General features: G+C 48.1%; 4 protein-coding genes. 2 read left to right on the plus strand and 2 right to left on the minus strand.

Translation table 11 applies throughout. The features are described from left to right. Nucleotides 1-71: 71 nt before the first annotated feature. Nucleotides 72-989, plus strand: a complete 918-nt coding sequence (prmC, locus tag C7B77_RS25460; protein ID WP_106311554.1) for a peptide chain release factor N(5)-glutamine methyltransferase — start codon at nt 72-74, stop codon at nt 987-989. A gap of 48 nt (nt 990-1,037) precedes the next feature. On the opposite strand, the gene C7B77_RS25465 is transcribed toward prmC, so the two are convergent. Together C7B77_RS25465 and C7B77_RS30470 are read right to left on the minus strand one after the other, a co-directional pair. Further along, nucleotides 1,038-1,226 (minus strand): hypothetical protein, encoded by a 189-nt coding sequence (locus C7B77_RS25465; RefSeq protein WP_106311557.1) that lies wholly within the window; start codon nt 1,224-1,226, stop codon nt 1,038-1,040. 38 nt (nt 1,227-1,264) lie between these two features. Continuing rightward, nucleotides 1,265-1,438, minus strand: coding sequence for a hypothetical protein (locus tag C7B77_RS30470; RefSeq protein ID WP_181244032.1), 174 nt, complete (start codon nt 1,436-1,438; stop codon nt 1,265-1,267). Nucleotides 1,439-1,690: 252 nt separating this feature from the next. On the opposite strand from C7B77_RS30470, the gene C7B77_RS25470 reads away from it, so the two are divergent. Then, nucleotides 1,691-3,865 carry a glutamine synthetase III family protein gene (locus tag C7B77_RS25470; RefSeq protein WP_106311560.1) on the plus strand — a complete coding sequence of 725 codons (2,175 nt, stop codon included), beginning with the start codon at nt 1,691-1,693 and terminating at the stop codon, nt 3,863-3,865. Nucleotides 3,866-4,018 lie beyond the last annotated feature (153 nt).

The raw sequence follows: 4,018 nt of genomic DNA on the forward strand, positions 1-4,018 counted from the left end.
CATCCACCCATCCACCCGTCAACTCCTCGCTCTTTGCTCCGCGCTTTCCTAAAATCTAATATGCGATCGAAATGTCAGATAGCTTAGTTACCGGACGGGAATTATGGGCGTGGCGGAGATGGGCGCGCAATATGGCTGCATCTGAAGAGATTAGCGATCGTGAGATCGATTGGTTGCTGCAATCTGTTGCTAACCTAGATCGACTCACTTTGCGGCTAGAATCGATCGCACCAGATCGATCGATTGCCATTTCGATGCCACTCGATCGATTATCGGTATTATGGCGCGATCGAGTGGAACATCGCCAGCCCGTGCAGTATTTAATCGGCACTGCGTTTTGGCGAGATTTCGAGCTAGTTGTTTCGCCTGCGGTACTGATTCCCCGTCCCGAAACCGAATCGATTATCGATATTGCCGTAGCCAATGCCAGTAATGTCCAAAAACAGGGTATTTGGGTTGATTTGGGGACTGGGAGTGGTGCGATCGCGATCGGGCTAGCTAGGGAGTTACCAGATGCCCAGATTTATGCAGTAGACTATAGTGCTGCTGCTTTAGATATTGCTCGCCAGAATGCGACAAAGTTAGGTGTAATCGATGCTGATGCTCAGAGGCTACGCCAACGAATTAATTTCAGTCAAGGCAGTTGGTGGTCGTCTTTAGCCTACCTTCAGGGACGAGTTGCCGGAATGCTCTCTAACCCTCCATATATCCCTTCTGAGGAGGTGCTGCGGTTGCAACCCGAAGTTGTCAAGCACGAGCCACACTTAGCCTTGGATGGCGGTGTTGATGGCTTGGACGCGATTCGGATTTTAGTCGAAACCGCACCTGCGTATCTTCAGCCAGGGGGAATTTGGTTAATCGAAATGATGGCCGGACAGGGTAGTGCGGTCTTAGAGTTATTATCCGCACAGGGTAGCTATACCGACATGGAAATTATCGACGATTTAGCCGGACTCGATCGTTTCGTATTTGCAAGACTGCACAGTTAAAATTGGGTAGAGACGATTGTCACTACCCTAGTCGATCGAGCGTAAAATTTAATAAGCGAGAGTTTCGAGCGTTTCGCGCAGATAGCGTTGGACGCGAGCGTCAAGATTGAGATCGGATTGTTCTAAGGTCGATAGTTGCGATGCCCAGTGTTGAAACCCCGAACTAGCGGCGATCGCTTGTTTGAGGCTAGTCCAAACCGAGGTATCGTTCGTAGGTGTGGAGGAGGAGCTATTCATCGTACAAACTATGCCAAAAGGTAAATGATTTTGTGGTGTTAAGAATCTTGAAGACAACTTTTGTCACATCTCCCATCATAACTTAATTTATTCGACTGTCCACTTGTTTTGACAGACATCAGCCAAACAACAGAGATCGACCAGAGGATCTGGCGATCGCCGATCGAGAGCTTAAGATAATTGCTAGAAATTTTTAGATCGTACAATTCCATGGGATAATGTCCCAAATCGAGTCAGAGAACTGAGTTAAACGAAATATATCGCAATGCCTTTGTTACCAAACTTGTTTGGATTGGGTTATCTTAACCAATGTGACGTTTAATACAGGTGTTTACTGACTACTCTACAGCGAAAATATTGTCGAACACACATCTATCGCTGTCAATCGGTATCATATGTACCTATTTTAGGTATCGATCGCAATTATTATTTATTGGTGTCAAGAGCCAGAGAGGAAAAAAGCTGTGAGTGGAAATGAATCCCGGATGCAAGCAATTTATCAAATTACCAACCGCGAGCCAATGCCCCCCAAGGCTCCCAAACGGTTAGAAGATCTGTGGGCGTGCGATGTCTTTACTTTGGGCAAGATGCAAGAAAGCTTGCCCAAGGATGTCTTTAAATCTGTCAAAAAGACGATCCAAACTGGCGAACCGCTAAACATTGACATCGCTGACTCCATCGCAGTGGCGATGAAAGACTGGGCGATCTCTAAAGGCGCGCTTTACTACGCTCACGTCTTCTACCCGCTGACTAATGCCACTGCTGAAAAGCATGACGGTTTTGTCTCCGTCCAAAGCGATGGCTCGGTCATCTCTGAGTTTGCTGGTAAGCTCTTAGTGCAAGGCGAACCCGACGGTTCTTCCTTCCCTAACGGTGGCATTCGTTCCACCTTTGAAGCTCGCGGTTATACGGCTTGGGACGTCACTAGTCCAGCCTTTATCATGGAAACCGATAATGGTTCCACCTTGTGCATTCCGACAGTGTTTGTCTCTTGGACTGGCGAAGCTCTCGATAAAAAGACACCCCTGTTGCGATCGAATGCTGCGATGAATAAAGCCGCAACTAGAGTTCTCAAAATCTTGGGCAACAGCAACATTGCCCCTGTCAACTCTAGCTGTGGTGCCGAGCAAGAATACTTCTTGGTCGATGCCAACTTCGCTAACAGTCGTCCTGACTTGTTACTTGCAGGCAGAACTCTGTTTGGGAAACCACCCGCTAAAGGTCAACAATTTGACGATCACTACTTCGGTGCCATTCCCGAACGCGTACAGGTGTTCATGCAAGATGTCGAAGAAAAACTCTACCGACTCGGCATTCCGGCCAAAACCCGCCACAACGAAGTCGCACCCGGTCAATTTGAAATCGCACCTTACCATGAGGCTGCTAACGTTGCGACAGACCACCAGCAACTGATCATGACCACGCTCAAGACCATGGCCAAAAAACATGGCTTCATGTGCTTGCTCCATGAAAAACCGTTTGCAGGCATCAATGGTTCTGGCAAACACGTCAACTGGTCGGTTGGCAACTCTACCCAAGGTAACTTATTAGATCCGGGCGACAATCCTCACTCCAACGCTCAATTCTTGGTCTTCTGCGGCGCGATCATTCGCGGGATTCACACCTATGGCCCGCTGTTGCGTGCGGTCATTGCGACGGCTAGCAACGACCACCGTTTGGGTGCTAATGAAGCTCCACCAGCAATTATCTCGATCTACTTAGGCGATCAATTGCAAGATGTGTTCGAGCAAATCAAACAAGGCCAACTGAAGGGATCGAAATCTAAAGGTGTAATGCACATTGGTGTCGATACCTTACCGATCTTGCCAACAGATGCAGGCGATCGCAACCGAACTTCACCGTTTGCTTTTACTGGTAACCGTTTTGAGTTCCGTGCAGTCGGTTCGGGACAGTCGGTAGCAGGCCCATTAGTGGCTATGAACACGATCCTGGCAGATTCGCTCACCTGGATGGCCGATAAATTAGAGGCGGAAACAGCCAAAGGCACCGCGCTCAATACCGCTATTGAGACCGTACTCAAAGAAGTCATCGATAACCACGGCGCAGTAGTATTCAATGGCAACGGTTACTCGGAAGAGTGGCACAAAATGGCCGTTGAAGAACGCGGTTTGCGCAACCTGCGGACGACAGCAGATGCTTTACCCGTACTGAATGAAGAAGCGATCGTCAAATTATTCGAAAACTTAGGGATTTTATCGCCTGTAGAATTGGCAAGTCGTTATGAAACTTACGCCGAGCAGTATATCAAGTCGATCGAGGTCGAAGCTAAACTGGTCATCAGCATTGCCAAAACGTTGATTTATCCAGCCGCTAGCCGTTACTTAACTGACTTAGCTACTACTATTTCCGGACTCAAAGAAATCGGTGTCGATTTCGATGCCGAAAGTGCTCACAAAGTCGCTGGCTTGACTAAATCGATGATGGATTTGGTCAGCAAGTTAGAATCATCGTTACACAATGAGGATTTTGACTCGATGGAAGCACACATGCAATATCTGGTCAAAACCGTGCGTCCGCTGATGGATGATGTTCGCAAATATGCAGACGGACTCGAAGCTGAAGTCGCCGACGACCTATGGCCATTGCCTACTTATGAGGAAATGTTGTTTATTAAATAACATCAACGCAACTTAAAGTTATTTAGCCGTCAGACCATTCGATCGAATCGAGTGGTCTTTTTTGGTGGCGTTACGTGTTTTGCTGGTGCGATCGAAATGCTTTGCCCTCACCCCCAGCCCCTCTCCCAATTTTGGGAGAGGGGAGCCGGAGGG

The organism is Chamaesiphon polymorphus CCALA 037 (assembly GCF_003003845.1).
In the GTDB taxonomy this organism is placed as follows: domain Bacteria; phylum Cyanobacteriota; class Cyanobacteriia; order Cyanobacteriales; family Chamaesiphonaceae; genus Chamaesiphon; species Chamaesiphon polymorphus.